Raw genomic sequence first — 24,153 nt, 5'->3', positions numbered from 1 at the left:
TGGAATCGATTATGTCGTCTGCATCGGGGCGATTCCGCCCAATTGGCGGCGCGCTAAAGCGGCGAAGCCTCCGACGGGCCTAGACCGCAACCGCTACCGCGCAACGCTGCGATGCAAAATTCGACCATTTGCGCGCTCGTCGGAACCGGCCGATCGGCGCATTCCACCATCAGCCGCGGATGGCAGTAGCGAATACAGGACGTGTGCACCAGGCGCGCCGCAAGCTGCGCGTCGCCCTTGGCGAATTCTCCGCTCTCCATGCCCGAGCGAACGATTTCTTCGATCGCGGCGTCGATACGGTCGATGTGATCCGAGATGATCGGCCAATTCTCGATGAGCGCCGCTTCCACCATGTCGTGAAGCTTGCGATCGGCGACATAGCGCTCCGCGTTCATCGCCTCATTCGACAGGATGACCGCGCGCAGCCGCTCCTCCGCCGAGCCCGGACCATGTGCGATGCTCTGCGCCGCCTGTTCGACTTCGCTCATCAATTGCCGCGCGACGGCGGCGTTTATTTCCGATTTGGCGCCGAAGAAACGATAGACATTGGCCGGCGACATCCGCAATTCGCGGGCGATGTCCGCGACCGTCGTCTTCTGGAAACCGATCTCGCGGAACAGCCGTTCGGCCGTGGCGATGATTTTCTCGCGCTGCCCAACCTCGCGCGCGCTCTTCGCGCGCGCGCCCACTACGCTCATTCGGCCGCTCCCCTCGCAAGCCCGTCGGCCAAAGTCCCGATCCGCGCGCCATCGGATTCGGCCAGTCCCTCGCTAAGATGACGGCGAAACCACGTCGCGTAAAGCGCCGGAAGGAACAGAACGGTGAGAAAAGTGGCGACGAAGAGCCCGCCCATGATGGTGAGCGCCATCGGCCCCCAGAAGGCCGAGCGTGACAGTGGAATCATGGCCAGGATCGCGGCGAGCGCCGTCAGAGCGACCGGACGAACCCGCCGTATCGTCGCGCCGATGATCGCCTCTCGATAATTTTCACCGCGTTCGAGATCCTGTCGCACCTGATCGACCAGGATGATCGAATTGCGCATGTCCATGCCGGAAAGCGCAATGAGGCCGAGCAGCGCGACGAAGCCGAACGGCGCATGCGCGACATTGAGCGCGAGCGAGGCGCCGATGACCCCGAGCGGCGCGCTCATCATGACAAGCGCGACGCGGGTGAAGTTCTGCAGCTGGAACATCACGATCGTCAGCATGACGAGTCCGACGAGCGGAAACACCGCAAAGATCGACGCGTTGCCTTTTTGGGATTCCTCGATCGCGCCGCCGATTTCGATCCGATAGCCGGGCGGCAGGTTTGCGCGAATCTGTTCGAGCCGCGGCCAGATGCGCATCGTTGCGTCAGGCGCCTGCACGCCGTCCTTTACGCCTGAGCGCACCGTGATGCTCATGTCGCGATTGCGCCGCCAGAAGATCGGCTCTTCGTGATCATAGACGATCTTGGCGACCTGCGAGACGGTCACCGCCTTGCCGTCACGCGAATAGACGACCATGTCGCCGATCCTCGAAAGATCGCCGCGCTCTTGGGGAACGGCGCGCGCGACCACTTCCACCTGATCGATTCCGTCGCGCAAGGTCGCGATCGTCACGCCGGAAATCGCCAGGCGCAGCCGGTTCGCTACGTCCTGCGGCGTCAGCCCGAGAAGCCGCGCGCGATCCTGGTCGATGACCAGACGCACGCGTGGCGTCTGCTCATTCCAATTGAGATGCGGATCGTCGACGCCCTCGTCGCCGCGCATGACGTCGCGGACCTGATAGGCGATGGCGCGCACCTTCGCCGGGTCGGCGCCGACGACGCGAAACTGCACCGGGAAGCCGACGGGCGGCCCGTAGTAGAAGCGGTCGACCCGAGCGCGCGCCTGCGGCAAGGCACCATTGGCGAGCGCCGCCTCGAGCCTTTTCTTCAACCGCTCGCGCGCCTCGATGTCCTTGGCGACGATGACAATCTCGGAATAGGCCTCATTCGGCAATTGCGGATTGAGTCCGAGCCAAAATCTCGGAGGCCCCTGCCCGACATAGCTCGTATACAGCGCCGCGTCGGGGTCGTCCTTCAGCAGCGCTTCGGCCTGTTTCGCCGCCTCGAGCGACGCGCCGATCGACGAGCCTTCCGGAAGGCGCAACTGGAGAAAAAGCTCCAATCGCTCGGCGTAAGGGAAGAACTGCTTCTGCACGACGAAGAAGCCGACGACGGCGAGCGCGAACACGCTGACGACGCCTGCAATCACCATGCCGCGATAGTCGACCGCCCAAGTGACGACGGCGCGCAGCCGCCGATAAAACGGCGTCTGGTAGATGTGATCCGGATCGTGGCCGGGATGCAGCTTGGCGAATTCGGGAAGAAGCTTCACCCCGAGATAGGGCGTGAACGTCACCGCAACGAACCATGAGGCGATCAAAGCGACGAGGAGCACCCAGAACATCGAACCCGTATATTCGCCGACCGCCGAATTGGCGAAGCCGACCGGCAGGAATCCCGCGGCGGTGATCAGCGTGCCGGTGAGCATCGGGAAGGCGGTCGACTCCCAGGCGAAAGTCGCGGCCTTCATGCGACTGAAGCCCTGCTCCATCTTCACCATCATCATTTCGACGGCGATGATCGCATCATCGACAAGGAGCCCCAACGCGATGATCAGCGCGCCGAGCGAAATGCGCTGGAGGTCGATGCCGAGCGGCCCCATGAAGATGAAAACGATGGCGAGCACCAACGGCACCGAGAGCGCGACGATGATTCCCGTCCGAAAACCGAGCGAGACGAAGCTCACGCCGAGCACGATGACCAGCGCCTCCAGGAAGGATCGGGTGAATTCGCCGATCGCCTCTTCGACGACCTTCGGCTGATCGGCGATCTGCTCGACGTCGACGCCGAGCGGCGTCTTGTCGCGCATCTCCTGCACCGCCGCGCCGACGTTCTCTCCGAATTGGAGCACATTGGCCCCCTTCGCCATGACGGCGCCGACGACGATCGCCGGCTGACCTTTAAAGCGCGCAAGAAAACTTGGCGGGTCCTCGAAACCGGCATGGATGTCGGCGATGTCGCCAAGCCTGATCACCTTGCCGTTCGCTTCGACAGGAATGGCGGCGATGGCGTCGGCGCCTTTGAGATCACTCGTCACCTGGACGCGCACGCGGTTCGACGACGTCTCGAACACGCCGGCGTCATTGATGGCGTTCTGCTTGGCGAGCGAATCGAAGATCGCCTGAGGCGCAAGGCTTAAACTCGCAAGCTTCGCCTCGCTGAATTCGACGAAGATGCGGCGTCCTTGATCGCCATAGACGTCGACCTTGACCACATCCTGCACGGCGAGCAGCCGTTGGCGCAAGGCTTGAACCACCTTGTCGAGCACGTGGTAGTCAGCGCCGTCGCCGGTCACGGCGTACATCACCGTATCGACGTCGCCATATTCGTCATTGACCTGAGGGCCCTGCACGCCGGCAGGCAAGGTTGGCGCAATGTCGTGGAGCTTCTTTCGCAGTTGATAAAAGAGCTGCGGCACTTCCTTTGGCGGCGTCGTGTCCTTGAAGGTCACTTGCATCGCCAGAAAGCCAGGCTTCGTATAGGTCTCGATCTTGTCGAGGAAAGGCAGCTCCTGGAGCTTTTTCTCGATGGGATCAGAGACCTGATCGCGTATCTCGGTCGCGGTCGCGCCGGGCCAGGATGCGGAGACGACGGCGACCTTGATGGTGAAGGACGGGTCCTCCGCGCGGCCAAGCCGCAGATAGGAATAGAGCCCGGTGAGGCTGATCGCGACCATCAGAAACAGCATCAGGGTCGGCCGTTGAACGGCCCAGCGCGAGAGGTTGACGCCGCTCATCGCCGGCCTCTCACAGCGACTGCCGCGAAATGGCGCGGACCTTCATATTGGGATCGAGCTTGTGGACGCCGAGGACGACGATGTTGTCGCCGTCCTTCACGCCGCCGGCGACGAGCGCTTGGTCGGCCTCGAGACGCACCAGCGTCACCGGAACGAGCTGCACATTTCCCTCGCCGTCGACCTTCCAAAGCGAAGGCCCGGCGCCCTGATTGTAGATCGCCGAGAGCGGCACGCTGACGACGGGTTGCGCCTCGGCGCCCGAAATGTGCAGCGTCGCGCTCATGCCGAGCGCGATGGCGGCGTCAGGACTGAGGATGGAGAAGCGGGCGGCGAAGGTTCGCGTGACGGGGTCAGCCGCCGGACTCAATTCGCGCAGTTTAGCGCGATAGGCCACGCCGGGCTTCGACCACAACGTCAAACGCGCCTCGCCCTTTCCGGCCGCCGCCTCGAATGCCTCCGGCAAGGCGACCGCCGCTTCCAGTTCGCCGGCATGGGCGATACGCACGGCGGGCTGTCCCGACGACACCACCTGACCCGGGTCGACGAGCGTTTGGGTGACGACGCCGTCCGCTCCGGCGCGCAGCGTCGCATAGTCCAGCGCATTGCCGGCAAGTTCGACGGCGCGTTCGGCCCGCTTGAACCGCCCGCGCGCTTCTTCGCCGGACGCGCGCGCCCGGTCGAGAGCCGCCTGCGCGACCCATCCCTTGCTGCGCAGCTGGGCGGCGCGCTTCTCGTCGGCCAGGGCCTGCGTCTGCGCCATGCGCGCCGCAGCGAATTCAGCGTCAGCCTGCTCTTTTTGCAGCCGGAGGTCCTGCTCGTCGAGCGCCGCGAGGGGATCGCCCGCCTTCACACGCTGCCCGACCTCGACGAAGCGCTTGATGACTTTGCCGGCGACGCGAAAGCCCTGATCGGACTCGACCCTCGGCCGGATCGTGGCGACAAATTCGCGCGTCTGCGACTGGGCGGCGTAGCGCGCCGGCGCGACCAGCACCGGCCGATCGGCGCGCCCGCTTGCCTGCGCCGCGCGCTGGTCCTTGCCGTCGCAGCCGGCCAGCGCCGCGGCCAGCAGCGCGACAAACGCATAAATACGGGAGGGAGAGCGGATCATGCGGCATCATCCTGTGAGCGAGAGCTCGCGGCGCTGAAAGTGATGACTTTTAATATTCGTCATTCATCAGCCGTTCGTCAACCGTCATCACGAATTTTCGTTCGGCCTGAATTCCTCTGATGGGGTGGCTGAAACCGTCCGGCGCACGGCCGGACGGTTTGCCGCGGGGCGTCTGAAGAGCGTCTGCAGGGATTGTCGCCGCGAAATGATTCTTCTATATGCGGCCTGCTCTTGCGGGCGGGTGGGCCCGTCACAATCTTGGGAGAGCGAGGGGGAGGATCGCGCGGCGGGCTCATGGCGAGCCGCTGTCCTTCGCCTTTTTGAACCGGACCGCTTCGGGGTCCGGCGTCGCCAGCGAAAGGACATCGAAATGGGTAAAATTATCGGCATCGACCTCGGCACGACTAATTCCTGCGTGGCCGTCATGGAAGGGTCGAGCCCCAAGGTTATCGAAAACGCCGAAGGCGCAAGAACGACGCCGTCGATCGTCGCCTTCACCGACGACGGCGAGCGCCTCGTCGGCCAACCCGCCAAACGTCAGGCGGTCACCAATCCCGACAAGACTTTCTTCGCCATCAAGCGGCTGATCGGCCGCACCTTTGACGACCCGATGACCAAAAAGGACATCAGTCTCGTCCCTTACAAGATCGTCAAGGCGAATAACGGCGACGCCTGGGTGGAGGCCGCCGGCAAGCAATATTCGCCGTCGCAGATTTCAGCCTTCATCCTGCAAAAAATGAAGGAGACGGCCGAGGCCTATCTCGGCCAGACCGTCACCCAGGCGGTCATCACCGTCCCCGCCTATTTCAACGACGCTCAGCGTCAGGCCACCAAGGACGCCGGCAAGATCGCCGGCCTTGAGGTGCTGCGCATCATCAATGAGCCGACGGCGGCGGCGCTCGCCTATGGCCTCGACAAGAAGCAGTCGGGCACGATCGCGGTTTACGACCTTGGCGGCGGCACCTTCGACGTGTCGATTCTCGAGATCGGCGACGGCGTGTTCGAGGTGAAATCGACGAATGGCGACACTTTCCTCGGCGGCGAAGACTTCGACATGCGCCTCGTCGAATATCTCGCGGGCGAGTTCAAGAAGGAGCAGGGCATCGACCTGACGAAGGACAAGCTCGCCCTGCAACGCCTCAAGGAAGCGGCGGAAAAGGCCAAGATCGAACTCTCCTCTGCGACGCAGACCGAGATCAACCTGCCCTACATCACCGCCGACGCCACGGGCCCGAAGCATCTGACGCTGAAGCTCACCCGCGCGAAATTCGAAGCGCTCGTCGACGATCTCATCCAGCGCACGGTCGAGCCCTGCCGCAAAGCCTTGAAGGACGCCGGACTGTCGGCGGCCGACATTGGCGAAGTGGTGCTCGTCGGCGGCATGACCCGCATGCCGAAGGTGCAGGAGGTGGTGAAGCAGTTCTTCGGCAAGGAGCCGCATAAGGGCGTCAATCCTGACGAAGTCGTCGCCATCGGCGCGGCGGTGCAGGCGGGCGTGCTGCAGGGCGACGTGAAGGACGTGCTGCTGCTCGACGTGACGCCGCTGTCGCTCGGCATCGAGACGCTGGGCGGCGTGTTCACGCGCCTCATCGACCGCAACACGACGATCCCGACCAAGAAAAGCCAGGTGTTCTCGACCGCCGAAGACAATCAGACGGCGGTCACCATCCGGGTCTTCCAGGGCGAGCGCGAGATGGCGGCGGACAATAAGCTGCTCGGCCAGTTCGATCTCGTCGGCATTCCGCCGGCGCCGCGCGGCATGCCGCAGGTCGAGGTGACCTTCGACATCGACGCCAATGGCATCGTCAATGTCACGGCGAAGGACAAGGCCACCAACAAGGAGCAGCAGATCCGGATCCAGGCTTCTGGCGGCCTCTCCGAAGGCGACATCGATAAGATGGTCAAGGACGCCGAGGCGCATGCCGCTGAGGACAAAATCCGTCGCGAACTCGTCGACGCCAAGAACCATGCCGAGGCCGGGATCCACGCCGCGGAGAAATCCGTCGCCGAATTCGGCGACAAGGTTTCGGGCGCCGACAAGAGCGCGATCGAGGCGGCGATCGCTTCGTTAAAGAGCGCGATCGAAGGCGACAACGTCGACACGATCAAGGCCAAGACCAATGAACTGGCGCAGGCCTCGATGAAGCTCGGCGAGGCGATGTACAAGGCCCAGCAGGCCGAGGCGTCGAGCCCCGGCGCTTCGGAAGCGCCGAAGGACGACGTGATCGACGCTGAGTTCAAGGACGTCGGCGACGACAAGAAGTAATTCGAGAATCCCTTCTCCCGCTTGCGGGAGAAGGTGTCGCGCCAAAGGCGTGACAAATGAGGGCCGCCGAGATTGGGCGGCCTTCATAATATTGTGGCGGCATATTGTGGCGGCGGCAGGCGCCCTTATCCGACCCTCGTTAACGCAAGGGCCACCTTCTCCCGCCTGCGGGAGAGGGTGTGGTGTCCCATTGCGCCGCTCGCGTCACGTGATTAAATTTTGAAACGGATATTACAAATACGATTGCGCCATGACGGACGAACCGCCTCCTCCCAACGAAACGCGCGAACCCGCCCGCAAGGGCTTCTGGAGCCTGCAATCCGACGAGGAAAGCGTCGCGCGCGGGCAGAATAATTTTTGGGCGATGCTGGAGACGGTGCTCGCCATTGTCGGCTTCTGGTATGTCGCGCTGACATACGAAACATTCTTACTGCTTTATACGAGCCTCTTCATCGCACCGCTTCTGTTCTTGCGCTCCGAGGAATCGGTGCGGCAGGGCGTGAGGTGGTTCAACAACGGGATATTTCCATCGAAATTGCCGGAGGATCCCGGAGCGCGGGCCGACGCCAGAAAGGTGCTGGAGCGGCGATGGGCGTGGATCGGTGCCGGAATCGGCATCATCGTCGCGCTGGCTGCCGGCTATACGGCGGCGAAACTGTTTCTCGCCGGTCATGACGGCTGGGCCGCGTTTTGGCGCGGCGCAGTATTTCTTCTTGCGATGACAAATCTAGCGGGAGCGGTGGCGATAGCGGTGTTGGTAGCGGGAGAGGGAGAGAGAGCGGTAGGGGGAACGGGAATGGGAGCGAGAGCGGTAGCGGTAGCGGCAGCGGCGGCGGCAGCGGGAGCGGTGGCGGGAGCAGCAGCGGCAGCGGGAGCGGGAGCAGCAGCGGCAGCGCGAGCGGAATCGGCACTTATCATTGTTGGTGCCGGATTTTTCACCGGATTTTGGCTCATGACCCTGTTGATTCGTTTCGCGGCCACGGCTCGTTTTCTATTCGCCGGTTATCGTCAGGCGCCAGCCAATATAGAGCGGCTAGCGTTGCGAATGGCACCTTTGCAGATGCCGGAATTGCTTCCCGGCCTCCCGCCCGATCACGACATGCAATTGCCACGGCTCGCCTCAAGCTTTTTCTCGGATGTCACAACAGGGGCCGATACGGATAAGGCCTTTGCCGCTGTTGGGCTGATCTTTTTGCCTCTCATGTTCTTCCCCGGCTGGGCCTATCGCGTCATCCTCAAATCGACTTTGTGGTTCTGGTGGATTCTCTTCATTGTCGGCGGCGCGCCGAAAATCGAATACGGGATCGAAGGGCTGCGCGCCGACGCCTATCGCAAGGCGCTGTCATGGGTCTTTCTCGCTCTCGCAATTTACGGCGTCGCCGGATTCATCGTCGGTGCGGAAATGAAGGCGATAATCGAAAATCACCGCGGCGACGCGCCACTAATCTCATCCGCCGCGCTGCTGTTCCTTGTCGACTGGTCGAAAGTCCCGGCCTTCCAATGGGTGGCGCTCGCCGCCAGCGCCCTGACGCTCGGCGTCGCGCTTTGGACACACGCACTTGTCATCGACCGCGATGAGGTGCCGGGCCGCGCGGAAAAGGTCGCAAAAGCGCTTCCTCGCCTCGGCTATCTCGTCAAATGGAAATCCGGCGTCGGCATGGCCAGCATCGCGCTGACCATGCTTTGCTTCGCCCTCTACGCGAACGCCCAGCACGGCTTGGCGCCTGTCTCCACCTGGGCAGCGGACTGGCTGCGTTGGCTCTATGGCGACACGGCGCAAGCCTTACTCGGCCAGTCCTGAACGCTCGGCTGCCAACGCCAAATCGTCTAGAATAGCTGGACCGACCTTCGGATCGACAAAATGAAACCCTCGCTCGCGCTCAATCAACATCGCGAAGCCGTGCGCGCCGCCGTCAGCCGCCGCAAGGCGGCCAACCCGCGCGTTTTCGGTTCGGTGTTGCGCGGCGAGGATGAATACGGCAGCAATATCGACATTCTGGTCGATGTTTTACCTGGCGCGACCTTGCTGGATTTGGGCGGACTCAATGCAGAGTTGGAAGAGATTTTGGGCGTGAAAGTAGATCTCCTGACGCCGCTGGAGCTTCCCAAACGCATCAGAGCGAAAATCGTCGCCGAGGCCGCCCCGGTATGACGTACAGCGCCGTTTTTGTTTTTTCCCACCGGAAACTCGAGCCGGCTCGCGCCGACTTTCGCGTCGTCTGGCGAACGGCGCTGATCAATCTGCCGGAGTTGCTAAATCCTCTCGAAGCCATATACGAAGCGGCGGGCGAGCGGATCGGCGAAGCTTCGAAAAAACCGCTCGAAGACTAAGAAATGTCCAAACGCGACTATTACGAAGTTCTCGGCGTTACCCGCACCGTGACGGAAGTCGATCTGAAAATCGCCTTCCGCAAGGCGGCGATGCAGTGCCATCCCGATCGGCACCCCGGCGACAAGCAGGCGGAAACCCGCTTCAAGGAATTGAACGAGGCCTATCAGTGCCTCTGCGACCCGCAGAAGCGCGCGGCCTATGACCGTTTCGGCCACGCCGCTTTCGAGCAGGGCGGCGGGTTCGGCGGCTTTGGTGCCGGCGAGGGTTTCGGCGCCTCAATGGCCGATATTTTCGAGGATTTGTTCGGCGACGTGATGGGCCGGCGCGGTCGCTCGGGCGGGCGCGAGCGCGGCTCGGATCTGCGCTACAACATGGAGATCACCCTCGACGAGGCCTATCACGGCAAGAGCGCGTCGCTGAAAATTCCGACCTCGGCGAGCTGCGAGGCCTGCTCCGGGACCGGCGCGAAAAAAGGCTCCAAGCCCAAGACCTGCGCGACCTGCGGCGGCATGGGACGGGTGCGCGCCCAGCAGGGCTTTTTCGCCATCGAGCGGACATGCCCGACGTGCCAGGGACGCGGCGAGATTATCGAGAACCCCTGCCCCTCCTGCGCCGGCGCCGGCCGCAAGACGATCGAACGGTCGCTCTCGGTCAATGTCCCGCCGGGCGTCGAGGACGGCACGCGCATCAGGCTCGCCGGCGAAGGCGAGGCCGGATTGCGGGGCGGACCGGCCGGCGACCTCTACATCTTTCTTTCGGTGAAGCCGCATCCTTTCTTCCAGCGCGACGGCGCCGACCTTTATTGCCGCGTGCCGATCTCCATGGTGCGCGCCGCGCTTGGCGGCGAGATCAAGGTCCATGCGCTCGACGGCTCCGAGGTGAAGCTCAAAATTCCCGAGGGCGCACAGTCGGGACGTCAGATCAAAGCCAAGGGCAAGGGCATGCCGATCTTGCGCGGACGCGAGCATGGCGATCTGCATGTGCAGATCAGCGTCGAGACGCCGCAAAAGCTCACCAAGCGCCAGAAAGAGCTGCTCGCCGAATTCGAGGAGGAATCATCGCACGACACCCATCCCGAGGAGACGGGCTTTTTCGCGCGGATGAAGGATTTGTTCGGCGGATAGAGCAAGCTCCCAAAAGCGCCTGCTCGACCAAATGTTCAGGGCAATTTGCCCGAGCGCTTTCGGGCGCGCTTCCCTGGCGCCGCGGCGGCGTCTTTCGGACAGTCCGGGCTGGCCCTTTAAGGGAGAGCCGACATGCCGCAATTTGCTTTCAACGACACCAATATTTCTTGGCGACGCCTCGACGGAATCGAGCATCTCGCCTTTTCCATCCTCGACATCGACGCGACGAACCGCATCGCGCATGTGCTGTTCAAATTCGACGCGCAGCGGCAAATCATCCTGCATCGTCATCGCAGCCTGAACAAGACTTTCGTCATTCAGGGCGAGCATCGGCTGTATGAACCCGACGGTCGCCTGAAGGAAGCAAGGCCCACCGGACGCTATACGGTGAGCCCGCCCTCGGACGATCCGCATCGCGAAGGCGGCGGGGATCGCGACGTGATCGTGCTATTCGCGATCTATGGCGACAATGATCCGGTGTATGAACTTCTCGACGACGCGCAGAATATTGTCGGCGCGCTGCGTTTCGATGATTTTGTCGCGCTGAGCGCGGAATAGGAGCGCGGGCCCGGGAGGATTTCATGTCCAATTATTACGGCCCGGCGCATCGCGCGCTTCAGGATGAATTCGACACGCGCCGCCTCGCTGATCTGATGGAAGGCGGCGTGATGCACGCCGAACTCGCGCCGCATGAAATCGAATTCATCCAATCGCGCGACATGTTTTTTCTCGCCACCGTCGATCCGTCGGGCCGGCCGACGGTTTCCTACAAGGGCGGCGCGACAGGCTTCGTGCACGTCACCGCGCCGAGCGCGCTGATCTTCCCCTGGTATGACGGCAATGGCACGTTTTATTCAGCCGGCAATCTCGTCGAGACGGCGAGAGTCGGACTGCTGTTCATCGACTTCTTGAGGCCGAACCGCTTGCGCGTGCAGGGCGCGGCGGCGATCTCGCGCGATCCGGCGCTTCTCGCCGCTTATCCCGGCGCGCAATTTCTTGTCGGCGTGGCGATCGAGAGCGTCTGGGTCAATTGCCCGCGCTATATCCACGGCTATCAGAAAATCGCTGACTCGAAATATTTGCCCGACTCGGCCGGCAATGCGCCGCTGCCGGGCTGGAAGCGGCTCGATGTCGCTCAGGAGGCGTTGACGCCAAAGGATCGCGCCGCCGTCGACGCGGCCGGCGGCGTCATCGATATGGACGTCTATGGCGAACTCGTCGCGAAGGGCGAAGGATAGGCTCGCGCTCAAGTTTTTCGGCAAACCCCCGCGGGGCGTATCCGCTGCCGCTGGCCTCCGGCCCAGGGCTCCGAAGCCGGGTTGATTTCGGCCCACTTTCAGCCGTCATGGCCGGGCTTGTCCCGGCCATGACGCCGTGAGATGGCGCCTCGTTAATCTGCAATCGGACTCTTGGCCTCCGGCGCGCCGCATTGTTTTCGTCGCGCGGCTCTCTTATCATCGGTCAAAACGGCCCTCGACTGCGGGGGCCGTTTGCGCGTTTTCATCGCGCCGATCGGGAGGTAGATCTTTGCTGCATAGATCGCAAAAAGCCGGCGGTCGCGCGAATCTCGTGGATAACGCGCGCTTCATACGTCAATGGATCGAAAACCCGCGCCTGATCGGGGCCGTCTCGCCGTCCGGACGCGCGCTGGCGAAGACGATGGCGGGCTTCGTCGAAACGCACAAAGACGGGCACATTGTCGAACTTGGTCCCGGCACCGGGCCCGTGACCCAGGCCCTGCTCGCCCGCGGCGTCGCGCCGGAGCGCCTGGTGCTCGTCGAATTTGAGACGCGGTTCTGCCATTTGCTCGCCGAGCGCTTTCCTGGCGTCAATGTCGTCCAGGGCGACGCCTATGGCCTCAAGGCGACGCTCAATGGAAAGGTTGCGGGAAAGATTGCGAGCGTGGTTTCGAGCCTGCCGCTCCTTTGCCGTCCCGAGCGCGACCGTGTCGAACTGCTGAACCAGGCGTTCGAGCTGATGGGCGACGACGGACTCTTCATCCAATTCACTTATGGCCTGACCAAATCGCCGATGCCGATGCACGCCCATGGCGTCAAAGGCGCCTATGTCGGCAAGGGGTCGCCGCCGATCGTGCTCAATATTCCGCCGGCGCGGGTCTGGCGCTATCGCAAGGCCGGCCATGCCGGAAAGCCCAGGGCGTGAAGGCGCGCGAGCGCCTCATCGTCGCGCTCGACGTAGAACGCGTTGCCGAGGCACGCGCGCTGGTTGCGGCGCTCGGCGACACGGTCTCCTTCTTCAAGGTCGGCATGGAGCTCGCCTACGCGCCGGGCGGCTTCGATTTCGCGCGCGAGTTGAAAGCCTCCGGCAAGCGCGTCTTCCTCGATCTGAAGCTCCATGACATCGGCGCCACCGTCGAGCGCGCCACCCGGCAGATCGCGAGACTTGGAGTCGATTTTCTCACCGTCCACGCCTTCCCTCAGACCATGGCGGCGGCGCGCCAGGGAGCGTCCGAGGGCGCGCTGAAGCTCCTCGCGGTGACGGTGATGACCTCCTATGACGACGCCGATCTCACGGAAGCGGGCTACGCCTGCGGCGTCGCGGACCTCGTGGCGCGACGCGCCCTTCAGGCGAAGGAGGCGCGGGTCGACGGGCTCATCCTGTCGCCGATGGAGCTTTCAGCCATTCGCCCCATCGTCGGCCCGGACATGCTGCTGGTGACGCCGGGGGTAAGGCCGGCGGGCGCCGATCTCGGCGACCAGAAGCGTGTGATGACCCCGGGAGAAGCGATCGCCGCCTCGGCGAACTATATTGTCGTCGGCCGGCCGATCACCCGGGCGGCTGATCCTGCAGTGGCCGCCGAAGCCGTCGCGCAGGAGATCGAAGCCGCCTGACCGGAGGTCGCGGCATGCCCTACGCTAGCAATTCCGACCTGCCTGAAAATCTCCAGCGCGTCCTGCCCGAACACGCGCAGGACATTTATCGCGAGGCCTTCAACCACGCCTTCGACGCCCATCGCCGCGATCCACGGCAGGAAGAAGCGGCACATCGCATCGCCTGGGCCGCGGTCAAGCGAAGCTATGTCAAGACCGCGGCGGGGTGGGTGAAGGGATAGGGCCGCAAGGGTGGAAGGCCGCTCTGGTCTAGCTGAGATGCGAATGTTAGAAGGCGATCTGCGTCGAATCCTCACCCTGATTCGCCATGCTCGCGACAATCATCTCCATCATTGGGCTGTTCGCCTGGCTCTATCTGATTGCGCTGCGCGGCGGCTTCTGGCGGCTCACCGAGCATGACCGGAACCTCGGCGGCCAGTACGCCGCCGTTCCGGCGACCTCTATCGTCGCCATCGTTCCGGCGCGAAACGAAGCCGACGTCATCGAAAAGAGCCTGGCGTCGCTTTTCGCTCAACAGTTCGACGGCCGCTTCGAGATTATTCTCGTCGACGACGAGAGCGACGACGGCACCGCCGAAGCCGCGCGCCGCTGCGCTACCGCGCAGGGCGCCGCCGGCCGCCTGACGATTCTCTCGTCGCGCGGACCAGAAACGGGCTGGACCGGAAAGCTCGCCGCCATGCAGCGCGGATTCGATCATGTGCGCAGCCTGCCGCTCGAGCCAGACTTCGTGCTGTTCTGCGACGCGGACATTGAATTTTCGCCGCATGTCCTGGCGCGTCTCGTTTCGGGCGCGAAGGCGCACGGCGCCGTTTTGACCTCGCTGATGGTCAAGCTTCGCTGCGAAAGCGTCGCCGAGCGCTGGCTCGTTCCGGCCTTCATTTTCTTTTTCCAGAAGCTCTATCCGTTCCGCCACGTGAACGATCCCGATCATACGGCGGCCGGCGCGGCGGGAGGGGTGATGCTGGTACGCCCCGAGGCGCTCGCCGCGGCGGGCGGCTTTCGCGCCATTCGCGGCGCGCTCATCGACGATTGCGCGCTGGGCGCCCTGATGAAGGCGCAAGGGCCGATCTGGCTGGGCCTGACCGAAGACGTCCACAGCCTGCGCGCCTATCCGCGCCTTGCCGACATTTCCCGGATGGTCGTGCGCTCGGCCTACGCCCAGCTCAGCTATTCGCCCTGGCGTCTCGCCGGGGCGCTGCTTGGCATGGCGGCCGCCTATCTCGCGCCGCCCTATCTGGCGTTTTTCGGCGAATCGCCGGCCCGCGAGACGGCGCTCGTCTCCTGGCTGCTGATGGCGCAGGCCTATATGCCGACCTTGCGGTTTTATGGCCTGTCGCGGCTGCGCGCCTTCGCTTTGCCAGGCGTCGCGGCGTGCTATACGTGGTTCACGGTTGAATCGGCCTGGCGGCATTTGAGGGGCCGCGGCGGCGAATGGAAGGGCCGCTATCAGGCGCCGCGCGCGCAAAAGGCGGCGGAGCGATTCGAAACGCCCGACGAGATCGAGGCGAACCGCGAAATCGAGGTTTGAGGGCGCGCGAGCGTCATGGCGGCAAAACGGCGGCATCATGGATATTGCGCGGACGAGTTCGGGGAAGACCCATCGCGACGAAAATTTTCCCGTCGCCTCCTTTCTGATTGCGCCGCGTCATCGCGCGCCGATCCTCGCCTTCTATGATTTCGTTCGCGCCGCCGACGACATCGCCGATCATCCCACGCTCGGCGCGCAGGAGAAGCTCGATCTCCTCGACGCGCTCGACGACGCGCTGATGGGAAAAGCTGAAGAAGATACGCAGGTGGCGCGCAGGCTTCGGGACGCCTGCCGCGAGCGCGGCCTCGACCCACAGCACGCGCGCGACCTGATCGCCGCCTTCAAGCGCGACGTGACGCAGCTGCGCTATCGCGACTGGGACGATCTCATCGACTACTGCCGCTATTCGGCGATGCCGGTCGGACGCTTCGTCTGCGACGTCCATGGCGAAGATCGCGGCCGGGTCTGGGCGGCGAATGACGCGCTCTGCGCCGCGCTGCAGGTCATCAATCATCTGCAGGATTGCGGCAAGGATTACCGCAGCCTCGACCGGGTCTATCTGCCGCAGGACTCGCTCGCGGCGCATGGCGCAGCGGTCGAAATGCTGGCGCAGGACAAGGCGCCGGCGACGCTGCTCGCGGCGATCCGCGAGCTTAACGACAAAACCGCGCGCCTTCTCGATCAGTCGCGTTGCTTCGCCGATCTGATCGATGACGCGCGCCTCGCCATGGAGGTGGGCGCCATCCAAACGCTCGCCGAACATCTCGTTGCGCGGATCGCCGTCGCCGATCCGCTCAGCGACAAGGTCCATGACGGCAAGCTCGGCTTCGCGCTTAGGGGCGCGATCGGCGCGATCGGCGCGCTGCTTCGCCGCATTTCCCGTCCCCGCGCGGCTTCGCCAGCCATCCCGGGAACGCGCCAATGACAATCGACGCGCTTGCCGATTCGGCGACGCTGCGCACGCGGGCGATCGCGACCAAAAGCTCCTTCTATCTGGCGATGCGCATTCTCGAACCGCCGCGCCGCGACGCCATGTTCGCGATTTACGCCTTCTGCCGCGCGGTCGACGACATCGCCGACGATGAGGGCGACCGCGCCCTAAGGCGGGCCGCGCTCGACCAATGGCGCGCCGATCTCGATGAACTCTACGCCGGCCGCATTCGCGCACGCGTGAGCTTTCTCTCCGAACCTGTCCGCCGCTTCCGGCTCGACCGCGCCGATTTTGAATCGGTGATCGAAGGGATGGCGATGGACGTCGACGAGGATATATGCGCGCCGGACTGGGAAAAGCTCGAACTCTATTGCGATCGGGTCGCGAGCGCGGTCGGACGACTGTCGGTGCGCGCTTTCGGATTGACGGATGAGGCGCCGGGCGGCGACTGCGACTTGCCGACCGGCCCGAAACTGCTCGCCTATCACCTTGGCCGCGCCTTGCAGCTCACCAATATCTTGCGCGACCTCGATGAGGACGCCGCGCGCGGACGTCTGTATCTGCCCCGCGAGGCGCTTGAATCCGCTGGCGTAACGAGCTTTGCGCCACATGCCGTCCTCTCGCATCCCTCGCTTGAAGAGGTTTGCGCGCCGGTCGTCGCGCGCGCGCGCGAACATTATGATCAGGCGAATCTGGTGATGGCGGGCCTGCCGAAACGCGCGGTAAAGGCGCCCTATCTGATGGCCGCCGGCTATCGCTCGGTGCTCGACAATCTCTCCGCCCGCGGCTTCTCGCCGCCGCGCGCGCCGGTGCGGGCGTCGCGCTTCAGACTAATCAGCGCCTACTTTCGACACGCCTTCACGTGAGCGAAACTATCCATGTCGTCGGCGCGGGCCTCGCCGGGCTCGCTTGCGCGCTGCGCCTCGCCGACGCCGGCCGCCGCGTCGCGCTCTATGAGGCCGCGCGGATGGCGGGCGGACGCTGCCGCTCCTATTTCGACCCTTCGCTCGGCCTGACGATCGACAATGGCAATCATCTGCTGCTCTCCGGCAATGGGGCTGCGCGCGATTACGCGCGGCGAATCGGCGCGAGCGACGCGCTCGTCGGCCCAGACGAATGCGTCTTCGATTTTTTAGACGCGCGCACGGGCGAGCGCTGGCGGCTGCGTCCCAACGCCTCGCGCCTTCCCTGGTGGATATTCGTCGCCAACCGCCGCGTCCCGGGCGCCGGACCGCTCGCCTATCTCGACGCCGGCCGGCTGCTCTTCGCCAGGGACGGCGCGACCATCGGCGAAACCATGCGTTGCAATGGCCCGCTGTGGGAAAGGCTTTGGCGCCCGGTTCTGCTCTCCGCTTTGAACACCGAGCCTGAAGAGGCGTCGGCCAAGCTCGCCGGCGCCGTGCTGCGCGAGACGCTCGCGGCGGGCGGCGACGCCTGTCGGCCAATGGTCGCGAAAGGCGGCCTCGGCGACGCTTTGATCGAGCCGGCGCTGCGCACGCTTCGCGCGAGAGGCGTCGAGCCGCGCTTCGGCGCGCGTCTGCGCGAAATCGCCTTCGACGCATCGCGCGTCGCCGCGCTGCATTTTGGCGATCGCGACGTGACGCTTGAACAAGGCGACGCGGTCGTTCTCGCGGCGCCGCCGTGGATTGCAGAGGAGCTTATTCCCGGCCTTGTCGCGCCGGACGAGTTTCGCGCGATCGTCAACGCACATTTCAAGATCCTGCCGCCGCCGGATCAGCCGTTGCTGCTCGGCATGATCGGCACGCTCACCGAATGGCTGTTTTCATTCGACGACCGCCTGTCGGTGACGATCAGCGGCGCCGACCGCCTGATCGACGATGCGCGCGAAGCGCTTGCGACAAACATCTGGACGGAAGTTGCGGCCGCGACGGGCCTGCCGTCCGAACCGCTTCCACCCTGGCAGATCGTGAAGGAAAAGCGCGCGACCTTCGCCGCGACGCCGGCGCAGGAAAAGCGCCGACCGGACGCCAAGACGGCGTGGGACAATCTGTGGCTTGCCGGCGACTGGACGAATACCGGCCTGCCCGCGACGATCGAAGGCTCGATACGCTCGGGCTATAAGGCGGCGGCTTTAGCTGGCGCGCTATAGAGGAACGCAGTCGTCATTGCGCGTCGCGTAAGCGATGAAGCAATCCAGCGGCGGCCCTGCGGCTCTGGATTGCTTCGCTTTGCTCGCAATGACGCGACCTCTCGGTGCGGCGCGGTCTTTGCCGCCCGCCCGCTCGTCAGAATTGCGCGACCTTCTTTTGGAGGTCCGCGATCAAAGCCGACGCTTTTTCGACGACAGCGGCAAGCTGCTTCTTCGCAGCGGGCAGACCGACAGTCGAGAGATAGGCCAGCGTCTTCTTCGACGCCTCTTCGGCGTGCTTGCGCGCGACGGGGAGATATTCGACAAAGCTCGCGGCGAGGCGCTCGATCTCGCGCTGCGCCTTTTCAGTCATCGGATGCGCCTTCAGCGCCTCGAACTTGCCCTTGAAGTCAATGCTCGCCAGATAGGCCAGCGTCGCCTTCGACCCCGCCTCGGCATAATATCGCGCGACCGGGAGAAATTCGACGAAGCTCACGGCGCCACGCTTCGCCGCGTCGAGAGCGGTCTGCGTCACCGCATTCGCCTTCAGCAGAGCGTAGACTCTCGCGTTCAGCGCGCGCAGCTCGCCTTCGAGACGAAAAATCTTGTATTCCTGCTGCCGCGATTCATTGACGGCGCGCGCATGCAGCGCGCCGACGCGCTCCATCTCCGTCGTAACACGCGCCAACTCCGTCTCGAGCGCGCCGACATGATCCTTGATGGCGTCGACCATCTCAAACGAAAACTTACCGGCCGCGAGATCGGCCAATGCCTGTTTGCCTTCGGGTTTCGTAACCATGCCTATCCCTCCAAGCTGCTCGAAGGACCATCGGCGGCGGATGGTTAAAACTTCGTTTCCACGGCGCGAAAATCGTTACCTTTTCCAATAATTGCACAAAGTGCTGTCAGGCATTTGACCCTCAAATTCCCATCCTTGCCGAGGCGATCGTCGAGCCACACGCGACTTGACGATATAGTCAATTCACTATAGCCAATGCGCCCGACGCGACTGTCAGACGCCTTTCCACAAGCCAAAAATGATGATCGAAGATTCGTCCGCCGCTCAAGCGGCGCCTGCCGACGACCATCTCCTGAAGGCGCAACTTGTCCGCAAGATCGACGCGCTCCTAAAGGAGCGCGGGTTGAAACAGGTGCAGGCCGCCGAGATTTTCGGCGTCAAACAGCCGGATATATCGAAACTGCTGCATGGCGACTTCCGGCAATTCTCTCTGGAGCGTCTGCTGCGCTTTCTCGTCGCGCTCGGACAGGATGTCGAAATCGTCGTGAAGCCGAGTTCTGAGTCGGCCAAACCCGCGACTCTCAGCGTCGCCTGATCGAAAACATTAAGGAATTTGCAATGAATGTCGCCGCGCGCATTGACGACGACTTCGCCGCCGTTTCGACCGACACGCTCGAGGCGAGCATCCAGAACGCCAAGGGCGCGCTTCTCTCGCTTCGCAAGACCGATGGACATTTCTGCTTCGAACTCGAGGCCGACACCACCATACCAGCCGAATATGTGCTGATGCGTCATTATCGCGCCGAGCCGGTCGACGCCGAACTCGAACGAAAGATCGGCGTCTATCTGCGCCGCTGCCAGGGCGACCATGGCGGCTGGCCGCTGTTTCAGGACGGGCGCTTCAATATCAGCGCCAGCGTCAAGGCCTATTTCGCGTTAAAGATGATCGGCGACGACATCGACGCGCCGCATATGGCGCGCGCCCGCGACTCGATCCTCGCCTACGGCGGCGCGGCGAAGAGCAATGTCTTTACTCGCTCGCTGCTCGCGCTTTACGGCGAAATCCCCTGGCGCGGCGTGCCAGTGATGCCGGTCGAAATCATGCTGCTGCCGAAGTGGTTTCCCTTCCACCTCGACAAAATTTCCTACTGGGGCCGCACCGTCCTCGTGCCGCTCCTGGTGCTGATGACGAAGAAGCCGCGGGCGAAAAACCCAAAGAACATTCACATTCCCGAACTTTTCGTGACGCCGCCCGATGAGGTGAAGGTCTGGCCGAAGGGTGAACACCAGACCTGGCCCTGGGCGCATATTTTCGGCGAGGTCGACAAACTGCTGCGGCTCATCGAGCCGCATATGCCCAAGACGACGCGCGAACGCTCGATCGAACTTGCCGAGACATGGACCAGCGAGCGGCTCAATAGCGTCGACGGACTCGGCGCCATCTTCCCGGCCATGGTCAACAGCCTGCTGATGTATGACGCGCTCGGCATCGCCGATGACGACAAGCGCAAGAAGCTGGCGCGCGAGTCGATCGAGCGGCTGCTCGTCGTGGGCGAGACTGAAGCCTATTGCCAACCGTGCGTCTCGCCGGTGTGGGACACATGTCTGACGGCGCATGCGCTGCTTGAAACCGGCGATGAAGACGCCCGCGAAGCCGCGAGCGCCGCCTGCGAATGGCTCGCGCCGTTGCAAGTGCTCGACGTGAAGGGCGACTGGGCGGCTCAGCGGCCTGACCTTCGCCCCGGCGGTTGGGCGTTCCAATACGCCAACGCCCATTATCCGGACGTCGACGACACGGCGGTCGTGGTGACGGCGATGGATCGGCTGACCGCGAATGACGCGTCCCGGCCTTATGAAGAGCGCATCGCCCGCGCCAAGGAATGGATCGTCGGCATGCAGTCGAAAAATGGCGGCTGGGGCGCCTTCGACGCCGACAACACCTACCACTATCTCAACCACATCCCCTTCGCCGATCATGGCGCGCTGCTCGATCCGCCAACGGCGGATGTTTCGGCGCGCTGCGTCTCGATGCTGGCGCAGCTCGGCGACACGGTCGAAACAAGCGACTGTCTCAAGCGCGGCGTCGATTATCTCATCAAGGAACAGGAGAAGGACGGCAGCTGGTTCGGCCGCTGGGGCGCGAATTACATCTATGGAACCTGGTCGACGCTATGCGCGCTCAATGCCGCCGGCCTGCCGCATGATCATGACGCCTATCGCCGCGCCGGCGCCTGGCTCGCCGCCATTCAAAACCGCGACGGCGGCTGGGGCGAGGATCTCTCAAGCTACAAGCTCGATTACAAGGGCTATGAACAGGCCCCTTCGACCCCGTCGCAAACCGCCTGGGCGCTGCTCGGACTGATGGCGGCGGGCGAGGTCGATCATCCGGCGGTCGCAAGAGGCATCGCCTATCTGCAGTCGACGCAGAATGAGGCCGGCCTGTGGAACGAGGCGCGATTCACCGCCACCGGCTTTCCGCGCGTCTTCTATCTGCGCTACCATGGCTATGCAAAATTTTTCCCGCTCTGGGCGCTGGCGCGCTATCGCAATTTAAGACGCGCCAACAGCAAGCTCGTCCAGGTCGGGCTTTAGCCCGAAGCATCGATGGCGCGCGATTTGAGTAGCAGAAGGACCGCCAAGCTCGACGCCCTCGCGCCGATACTTGTCATCGTCGGCATGAAACGCGAAGCGGACTGCATCGCTGGGGAAGGCGTCACGACGCTGTGCAGCGGCGCGGATGTGGCGCGCCTTGGGCGTCAGCTCGACGCGCTTGATGGAACGGACTTTTCAGCCGTCGTGAGCTTCGGTCTTGCCGGCGGCCTCGATCATGCGCTGCGACCCGGCCATGTCGTGGTGGCGGACGCCGTCGTTTCGGGAGAGGCGCGGCGCGACACGCATTCGCGTCTCTCGACGGCGCTGATCAAAGGCGCGGCCGCCGCTGGCTGCAAAGTCTCGCAAGGCGCCATCGTCGGCGTCGATGAGCCGGCGATGCACCCCAGCGCCAAGGCGGCGCTGCGCGAGAATGCGCAGGCGGTCGCCGTCGACATGGAGTCGCATCTTGCCGAAGAATTCGCGCGGCGGCGCAATGTCCCCTTCGTCGCGCTGCGCGCGATCAGCGATCCGGCGGCGCGCGCGTTGCCGCCGCTGGTCGCCAAAGCGCTGACGCCAGACGGCGACGTCAATGCGTTGGGAGTTGCGCGCGAACTCACCCGCGCGCCACATCAACTTGGGGGAATGATCCGCGCCGGCCTCGACTCGCGCGCCGCCTTCGTCTCGCTAGGCCGCTGTGGACCTTTGCTGGGCCCGCTGCTGCGCCTCATGCTCGCGGAGCTCTGAGAGCTTGGCGATATTCTCGTCGAAAACATATTCAGCCGGGCGCTGATTTTCGAGCGAAATGTCGGGCGCCATCGGACCCTCGGTGCGCACGCCGAACAGCGCGACGGCGGCCGCCCGCCAGGGGCGGCGGACCGAATCGGCGACGGCGGTGGCTTCAAAGCCGCAATGGACCATGCAGTCGGCGCATTTCTCGTAATTGCCGACGCCGTAGGAGTCCCAATTGGTCTCCTCCATCAGCTGCTTGAAGGTCGGCACATAGCCCTCGCCAAGCAGATAGCAGGGACGTTGCCAGCCAAACACCGTGCGCAGCGGCATGCCCCAGGGCGTGCAGCGGTAGCTGACATTGCCGGCGAGGAAATTCATGAACAGCGACGATTGGGTGAAGTCCCATGCCTTGCCGCCGCGTCCGCGACTTAAGATGGCGCGGAACAATTCCTTGGTGCGGATGCGGTTGAGGAAATGCGTCTGGTCGGGCGCGCGCTCATAGGCGTAGCCCGGCGAAAGCGTCATGCCGTCGACGCCGAGCGCCATGGTCTCGTCCAGAAACTTGGCGACGCGCTCCGGGTCTGCGTCGGAGAAGAAGGTGCTGTTCGTGGTGACGCGGAAGCCCTTCGACTTGGCGAGCTTGATCGCCTCGACCGCGCGATCATAGACGCCGTCCTGGCAGACGGCGTGGTCATGCATCTCCCTGTCGCCGTCGAGATGAATCGACCAGGTGAAATAGGGGCTCGGCTTGAAGAGATCGATCTTCTTTGAGAGCAGCAGCGCATTGGTGCAGACGATCGCGAACTTCTTGCGCGCGATGACGCCTTCGACGATCTCCGGCAGGTCCTTGTGCAGGAGCGGCTCGCCGCCGGCGAGCACCACGACCGGCGCGCCGCATTCGTCGACCGAGCGCAGCGCGTCCTCGACCGAAAGCCGCTTGTTGAGGATGTGGTCGGGATAGTCGATCTTGCCGCAGCCGGCGCAGGCGAGATTGCAGCGAAACAGCGGCTCCATCATGAGCACGAGCGGATAGCGCTTGACGCCCATAAGCTGCTGCTTGACGAGATATGCGCCGATTTTCGCTATGTAGCGGAACGGAATGGCCACGTCTGACCCCTTGGAATTCTGACGGGTTCAAGGCCCGACAGCGCGAGTCGCGGCCGAACGGCCTAGCCGCAGACGGTTAAACTCGGGCTCTAGCACGAATCCTGGAGCAAGGGAAAGCGTGGCGCTGGGGCTGGGCCGTGGGCGATGTTCTAATAGAAACCCGGCATCGCCCCCGGCGCAGCACAACAGTTTTGTTGATTTGAAGATACACAACAGATATGTTGCGCGTATGAACAGCCGGCAGGCTAAGCGCTATCTCGCCAAGAAGGGCGCGACTTTTTCTCCCGGCAAAGGCGGGCATCTCCTCGTTACCCTCAACGGCAAGCGCTCGGTCTTGCCGCAGCATGGCGGATCGAAGGAGATTCCGAAGGGGCTCTGGCTTTCGATCCTCAAACAGCTCGGCATAGAGGACAAATGATCATGCGTTACGCCGTCACGCTCACCAAGGACGGAGACGCAATTTCCGCCCGCGTCCCAGATATTCCGGAAGCACTGACCTTCGGCGAGGATCGCGACGACGCGCTGGCGCGCGCGGCCGACGCGATCGAAACCGCGATCATGGGCTATATGGCGGCGCGCGAAGACATTCCTGCGCCGAAGGCGAAGGGCCGAACCCATGTCGCGCTGCCCGCCCTCTCGACGGCGAAGATCGAACTCTATGCGGCGATGCGAGCGGCCAGCCTCGGCAAGGCGGCGCTCGCCCGGCGGCTCGGCGTCGCCCTGCCACAAGTGGACCGGTTGCTCGATCTTCGCCACGCCTCGCGGCTCGACGCGATCGAACGCGCCTTCGCGGCGTTGGGCAAGACCATCAGCATCGAGGTCAACGACGCCGCCTAAGGCCGCGTGAAGCGCTTTCGCGGCGGCGTAATGAAGGCCGCGCCCTTGCGCCGGAGCGCAAATCCGTCTCAATTCGCCTGCAGATTCGGCAACGGA

General features: G+C 63.8%; 24 protein-coding genes. 19 read left to right on the top strand and 5 right to left on the bottom strand.

Going from position 1 to position 24,153, the window contains the following annotated elements; all coding sequences use genetic code 11:
- Nucleotides 1–53: 53 nt before the first annotated feature.
- The 3 genes from AB7I51_RS04145 to AB7I51_RS04135 are packed head-to-tail and all read right to left on the bottom strand — an operon-like array spanning nucleotide 54 to nucleotide 4,931.
- Nucleotides 54–698, bottom strand: coding sequence for a TetR/AcrR family transcriptional regulator (locus tag AB7I51_RS04145; RefSeq protein ID WP_428403465.1), 645 nt, complete (start codon nucleotides 696–698; stop codon nucleotides 54–56).
- Entirely contained in the window at nucleotides 695–3,823 is a 3,129-nt protein-coding gene (locus tag AB7I51_RS04140) for an efflux RND transporter permease subunit (protein ID WP_428403464.1), read from the bottom strand. The genes AB7I51_RS04145 and AB7I51_RS04140 overlap by 4 nt, the downstream gene beginning before the upstream one ends.
- Before the next feature lie 10 nt (nucleotides 3,824–3,833).
- Complete coding sequence (locus tag AB7I51_RS04135; protein ID WP_428403463.1) at nucleotides 3,834–4,931, bottom strand: efflux RND transporter periplasmic adaptor subunit; 1,098 nt, start codon at nucleotides 4,929–4,931, stop codon at nucleotides 3,834–3,836.
- A gap of 370 nt (nucleotides 4,932–5,301) precedes the next feature.
- On the opposite strand from AB7I51_RS04135, the gene dnaK reads away from it, so the two are divergent.
- From dnaK to hpnE, 14 genes are all read left to right on the top strand, one after another.
- The gene (dnaK, locus tag AB7I51_RS04130; RefSeq protein WP_428403462.1) at nucleotides 5,302–7,197 is read left to right on the top strand and encodes a molecular chaperone DnaK; all 1,896 of its coding nucleotides are present in this window, start codon (nucleotides 5,302–5,304) and stop codon (nucleotides 7,195–7,197) included.
- 250 nt (nucleotides 7,198–7,447) lie between these two features.
- Nucleotides 7,448–8,998 carry a hypothetical protein gene (locus tag AB7I51_RS04125; RefSeq protein ID WP_428403461.1) on the top strand — a complete coding sequence of 517 codons (1,551 nt, stop codon included), beginning with the start codon at nucleotides 7,448–7,450 and terminating at the stop codon, nucleotides 8,996–8,998.
- Between the two features lie 60 nt (nucleotides 8,999–9,058).
- Nucleotides 9,059–9,349 (top strand): nucleotidyltransferase family protein, encoded by a 291-nt coding sequence (locus tag AB7I51_RS04120; RefSeq protein ID WP_428403460.1) that lies wholly within the window; start codon nucleotides 9,059–9,061, stop codon nucleotides 9,347–9,349.
- On the top strand, nucleotides 9,346–9,528 hold the full coding sequence (locus AB7I51_RS04115) for a hypothetical protein (RefSeq protein WP_428403459.1): 183 nt from the start codon (nucleotides 9,346–9,348) through the stop codon (nucleotides 9,526–9,528). Before AB7I51_RS04120 ends, AB7I51_RS04115 begins: the two co-directional genes overlap by 4 nt.
- A gap of 3 nt (nucleotides 9,529–9,531) precedes the next feature.
- Entirely contained in the window at nucleotides 9,532–10,653 is a 1,122-nt protein-coding gene (gene dnaJ / locus AB7I51_RS04110) for a molecular chaperone DnaJ (protein WP_428403458.1), read from the top strand.
- Nucleotides 10,654–10,785: 132 nt separating this feature from the next.
- Nucleotides 10,786–11,211, top strand: coding sequence for a regulator (locus AB7I51_RS04105; protein WP_428403457.1), 426 nt, complete (start codon nucleotides 10,786–10,788; stop codon nucleotides 11,209–11,211).
- Nucleotides 11,212–11,234: 23 nt separating this feature from the next.
- On the top strand, nucleotides 11,235–11,891 hold the full coding sequence (locus AB7I51_RS04100) for a pyridoxamine 5'-phosphate oxidase family protein (RefSeq protein ID WP_428403456.1): 657 nt from the start codon (nucleotides 11,235–11,237) through the stop codon (nucleotides 11,889–11,891).
- A gap of 331 nt (nucleotides 11,892–12,222) precedes the next feature.
- Nucleotides 12,223–12,816, top strand: coding sequence for a class I SAM-dependent methyltransferase (locus AB7I51_RS04095; RefSeq protein WP_428403455.1), 594 nt, complete (start codon nucleotides 12,223–12,225; stop codon nucleotides 12,814–12,816).
- Nucleotides 12,813–13,505 (top strand): orotidine-5'-phosphate decarboxylase, encoded by a 693-nt coding sequence (gene pyrF, locus AB7I51_RS04090; RefSeq protein WP_428403454.1) that lies wholly within the window; start codon nucleotides 12,813–12,815, stop codon nucleotides 13,503–13,505. The genes AB7I51_RS04095 and pyrF overlap by 4 nt, the downstream gene beginning before the upstream one ends.
- Before the next feature lie 14 nt (nucleotides 13,506–13,519).
- Nucleotides 13,520–13,726: a ChaB family protein gene (locus AB7I51_RS04085; RefSeq protein ID WP_428403453.1), complete on the top strand. Its 207-nt coding sequence runs from the start codon at nucleotides 13,520–13,522 to the stop codon at nucleotides 13,724–13,726.
- Nucleotides 13,727–13,812: 86 nt separating this feature from the next.
- Nucleotides 13,813–15,033 (top strand): glycosyltransferase, encoded by a 1,221-nt coding sequence (locus tag AB7I51_RS04080; RefSeq protein WP_428403452.1) that lies wholly within the window; start codon nucleotides 13,813–13,815, stop codon nucleotides 15,031–15,033.
- Between the two features lie 37 nt (nucleotides 15,034–15,070).
- Entirely contained in the window at nucleotides 15,071–15,958 is an 888-nt protein-coding gene (hpnC, locus tag AB7I51_RS04075) for a squalene synthase HpnC (RefSeq protein ID WP_428403451.1), read from the top strand.
- Nucleotides 15,955–16,830, top strand: coding sequence for a presqualene diphosphate synthase HpnD (gene hpnD, locus AB7I51_RS04070; protein ID WP_428403450.1), 876 nt, complete (start codon nucleotides 15,955–15,957; stop codon nucleotides 16,828–16,830). The genes hpnC and hpnD overlap by 4 nt, the downstream gene beginning before the upstream one ends.
- Entirely contained in the window at nucleotides 16,827–18,074 is a 1,248-nt protein-coding gene (hpnE, locus tag AB7I51_RS04065) for a hydroxysqualene dehydroxylase HpnE (protein WP_428403449.1), read from the top strand. The genes hpnD and hpnE overlap by 4 nt, the downstream gene beginning before the upstream one ends.
- A 136-nt stretch (nucleotides 18,075–18,210) precedes the next feature.
- Here the strand turns inward: hpnE and AB7I51_RS04060 are convergent, their stop codons facing one another.
- Complete coding sequence (locus tag AB7I51_RS04060; protein WP_428403448.1) at nucleotides 18,211–18,852, bottom strand: hypothetical protein; 642 nt, start codon at nucleotides 18,850–18,852, stop codon at nucleotides 18,211–18,213.
- Nucleotides 18,853–19,090: 238 nt separating this feature from the next.
- Here AB7I51_RS04060 and AB7I51_RS04055 point away from each other — a divergent pair, with 238 nt between their 5' ends.
- Genes AB7I51_RS04055 through AB7I51_RS04045 form a run of 3 tightly spaced genes read left to right on the top strand, consistent with a single transcriptional unit; the run spans nucleotide 19,091 to nucleotide 22,128 of the window.
- Complete coding sequence (locus tag AB7I51_RS04055) at nucleotides 19,091–19,387, top strand: helix-turn-helix domain-containing protein (protein ID WP_428403447.1); 297 nt, start codon at nucleotides 19,091–19,093, stop codon at nucleotides 19,385–19,387.
- A gap of 23 nt (nucleotides 19,388–19,410) precedes the next feature.
- Entirely contained in the window at nucleotides 19,411–21,384 is a 1,974-nt protein-coding gene (gene shc, locus AB7I51_RS04050; protein WP_428403446.1) for a squalene--hopene cyclase, read from the top strand.
- Nucleotides 21,385–21,408: 24 nt separating this feature from the next.
- Nucleotides 21,409–22,128, top strand: coding sequence for a phosphorylase (locus AB7I51_RS04045; protein WP_428403445.1), 720 nt, complete (start codon nucleotides 21,409–21,411; stop codon nucleotides 22,126–22,128).
- On the opposite strand, the gene hpnH is transcribed toward AB7I51_RS04045, so the two are convergent.
- Nucleotides 22,069–23,220, bottom strand: coding sequence for an adenosyl-hopene transferase HpnH (gene hpnH, locus AB7I51_RS04040; RefSeq protein ID WP_428403444.1), 1,152 nt, complete (start codon nucleotides 23,218–23,220; stop codon nucleotides 22,069–22,071). The genes AB7I51_RS04045 and hpnH overlap by 60 nt on opposite strands.
- Before the next feature lie 229 nt (nucleotides 23,221–23,449).
- On the opposite strand from hpnH, the gene AB7I51_RS04035 reads away from it, so the two are divergent.
- The gene (locus AB7I51_RS04035; RefSeq protein ID WP_428403443.1) at nucleotides 23,450–23,638 is read left to right on the top strand and encodes a type II toxin-antitoxin system HicA family toxin; all 189 of its coding nucleotides are present in this window, start codon (nucleotides 23,450–23,452) and stop codon (nucleotides 23,636–23,638) included.
- A gap of 2 nt (nucleotides 23,639–23,640) precedes the next feature.
- On the top strand, nucleotides 23,641–24,057 hold the full coding sequence (locus AB7I51_RS04030) for a type II toxin-antitoxin system HicB family antitoxin (protein ID WP_428403442.1): 417 nt from the start codon (nucleotides 23,641–23,643) through the stop codon (nucleotides 24,055–24,057).
- Nucleotides 24,058–24,153 lie beyond the last annotated feature (96 nt).

Source organism: Methylocystis sp. (assembly GCF_050246715.1).
Lineage (GTDB): Bacteria > Pseudomonadota > Alphaproteobacteria > Rhizobiales > Beijerinckiaceae > Methylocystis.
This window is presented reverse-complemented; position numbering and strand designations above follow the sequence as displayed.

Bases quoted from the DNA above. Each gene is read 5' to 3' on its own strand.
- AB7I51_RS04145 (WP_428403465.1), bottom strand. From the start codon at position 698: ATGAGCGTAGTGGGCGCGCGCGCGAAGAGCGCGCGCGAGGTTGGGCAG.
- AB7I51_RS04140 (WP_428403464.1), bottom strand. From the start codon at position 3,823: ATGAGCGGCGTCAACCTCTCGCGCTGGGCCGTTCAACGGCCGACCCTG.
- AB7I51_RS04135 (WP_428403463.1), bottom strand. From the start codon at position 4,931: ATGATCCGCTCTCCCTCCCGTATTTATGCGTTTGTCGCGCTGCTGGCC.
- dnaK (WP_428403462.1), top strand. From the start codon at position 5,302: ATGGGTAAAATTATCGGCATCGACCTCGGCACGACTAATTCCTGCGTG.
- AB7I51_RS04125 (WP_428403461.1), top strand. From the start codon at position 7,448: ATGACGGACGAACCGCCTCCTCCCAACGAAACGCGCGAACCCGCCCGC.
- AB7I51_RS04120 (WP_428403460.1), top strand. From the start codon at position 9,059: ATGAAACCCTCGCTCGCGCTCAATCAACATCGCGAAGCCGTGCGCGCC.
- AB7I51_RS04115 (WP_428403459.1), top strand. From the start codon at position 9,346: ATGACGTACAGCGCCGTTTTTGTTTTTTCCCACCGGAAACTCGAGCCG.
- dnaJ (WP_428403458.1), top strand. From the start codon at position 9,532: ATGTCCAAACGCGACTATTACGAAGTTCTCGGCGTTACCCGCACCGTG.
- AB7I51_RS04105 (WP_428403457.1), top strand. From the start codon at position 10,786: ATGCCGCAATTTGCTTTCAACGACACCAATATTTCTTGGCGACGCCTC.
- AB7I51_RS04100 (WP_428403456.1), top strand. From the start codon at position 11,235: ATGTCCAATTATTACGGCCCGGCGCATCGCGCGCTTCAGGATGAATTC.
- AB7I51_RS04085 (WP_428403453.1), top strand. From the start codon at position 13,520: ATGCCCTACGCTAGCAATTCCGACCTGCCTGAAAATCTCCAGCGCGTC.
- AB7I51_RS04080 (WP_428403452.1), top strand. From the start codon at position 13,813: ATGCTCGCGACAATCATCTCCATCATTGGGCTGTTCGCCTGGCTCTAT.
- hpnC (WP_428403451.1), top strand. From the start codon at position 15,071: ATGGATATTGCGCGGACGAGTTCGGGGAAGACCCATCGCGACGAAAAT.
- hpnD (WP_428403450.1), top strand. From the start codon at position 15,955: ATGACAATCGACGCGCTTGCCGATTCGGCGACGCTGCGCACGCGGGCG.
- AB7I51_RS04060 (WP_428403448.1), bottom strand. From the start codon at position 18,852: ATGGTTACGAAACCCGAAGGCAAACAGGCATTGGCCGATCTCGCGGCC.
- AB7I51_RS04055 (WP_428403447.1), top strand. From the start codon at position 19,091: ATGATGATCGAAGATTCGTCCGCCGCTCAAGCGGCGCCTGCCGACGAC.
- shc (WP_428403446.1), top strand. From the start codon at position 19,411: ATGAATGTCGCCGCGCGCATTGACGACGACTTCGCCGCCGTTTCGACC.
- AB7I51_RS04035 (WP_428403443.1), top strand. From the start codon at position 23,450: ATGAACAGCCGGCAGGCTAAGCGCTATCTCGCCAAGAAGGGCGCGACT.
- AB7I51_RS04030 (WP_428403442.1), top strand. From the start codon at position 23,641: ATGCGTTACGCCGTCACGCTCACCAAGGACGGAGACGCAATTTCCGCC.